The sequence below is a fragment of the Streptantibioticus ferralitis genome (genome assembly GCF_029223525.1).
Taxonomy (GTDB): Bacteria; Actinomycetota; Actinomycetes; order Streptomycetales; family Streptomycetaceae; genus Streptantibioticus_A; species Streptantibioticus_A ferralitis.
Window position 1 is genome coordinate 1 of sequence record NZ_JARHTQ010000093.1, and the last position, 1,301, is coordinate 1,301.

Sequence of the window (1,301 nt, forward strand, 5' to 3'; positions counted from 1 at the left end):
TGAGCTGCCCCGAGTTTCGTAGCGGCCGGTTTGTGAGTTTTCAGGCGGTGTTCGGGGTCGCCAGGGAACGGTAGTACTCGGCCTCGAATTCCTCGGGTGGAAGGTAGTCGAGGGCGGAGTGCAGACGCTCGGTGTTGTACCAGCCGACCCACTGGACGACCGCGCGTTCGACCTGGTCAGCGTCCCGCCACGGGCCTTGGTGCTCGATCAGCTCGGCCTTGAACGAACCGTTCAGCGCCTCGGCCATGGCGTTGTCATAGCTGTCGGCGACGGAGCCGACTGATGCGGTCGCGCCAGCCTCCAGCAGTCGTTCGCCGTAGCGGATCGACACGTATTGCGAACCGCGATCACTGTGATGAATCAGACCTGATCCCCTCTTGATGCCCCGTCGCCACAAGGCCATCTCCAGGGCGTCCAGGGGGAGGTCGGTGCGCATGTGGGTGGCGAGCTGCCATCCGACGATCATCCGCGAGTACACGTCGAGGACGAAGGCGACGTATACCCAGCCCGACCAGGTGCGGATGTAGGTGAGGTCGGCGACCCATAGCTGGTTCGGTCGGCTTGCCTCGAAGCGGCGGTTGACCAGGTCCGGCGGCCTGGGTGCGGTCGGCTCGGGGATGGTGGTGCGGCGCCGCTGTCCGCGGATGACGCCCTCCAGGTCGTCCTCGCGCATCAGGCGCTCGACGGTGCACCGCGCGGCGTGCACGCCTTCGCGCCGCAGCTGGCGGTGGATGCGCCGGGCCCCATACGTCTCGCCGGAGGCTGCGTGGACGCGGCGGATGTGCTCGATGAGCTGTTCGTCGCGCAGGCGCCGGGCTGACGTGGGCCTCCTGCGTCGAGCGTTGTATGCCGAGACCGACAGGTCCAGCTCCCGGCACACGGGCTCGACCCCGAAGTCGTTGCGGAGATGGTTGATCACCGCGTCAGCCTCGTGCGGGGCTGGTCGAGCTCCTTCGCGAAAAACACCGAGGCGGCTTTCAGGATCTCGTTCGCCCGCCGCAACTCGGCTATCTCCTTGCGGAGTTGGGTCAGCTCGGCTCGCTCGGCGGTGGTCAGCAGATCGGGCCGACCTCCCTGGTCGGCTTCGGCTTGGCGGACCCAGCCTCGCAACGCTTCCTTGTGGATGCCGAGGTCCCGGGCCACGTGGGCGACTGGGCGACCGGAGGCCTGGACTTCGCGGACGGCCCGCTCACGCAGTTCGTCGGGGTACTTCCGTGGTGCAGGCATCGGACCTGTGTTCTCCCATCTGCCGAGGCGATCATGCCTGGCTTCAGGGCCGCTACAAAATCCGGTTCAGCTCA

At 67.0% G+C, this 1,301-nt stretch carries 1 pseudogene; it reads right to left on the reverse strand.

Annotation, left to right across the window (positions count from 1 at the left end):
- Positions 1 to 40: 40 nt before the first annotated feature.
- A pseudogene (locus tag P2L57_RS39805) lies at positions 41 to 1,227 on the reverse strand (IS3 family transposase).
- Positions 1,228 to 1,301: the final 74 nt, after the last annotated feature.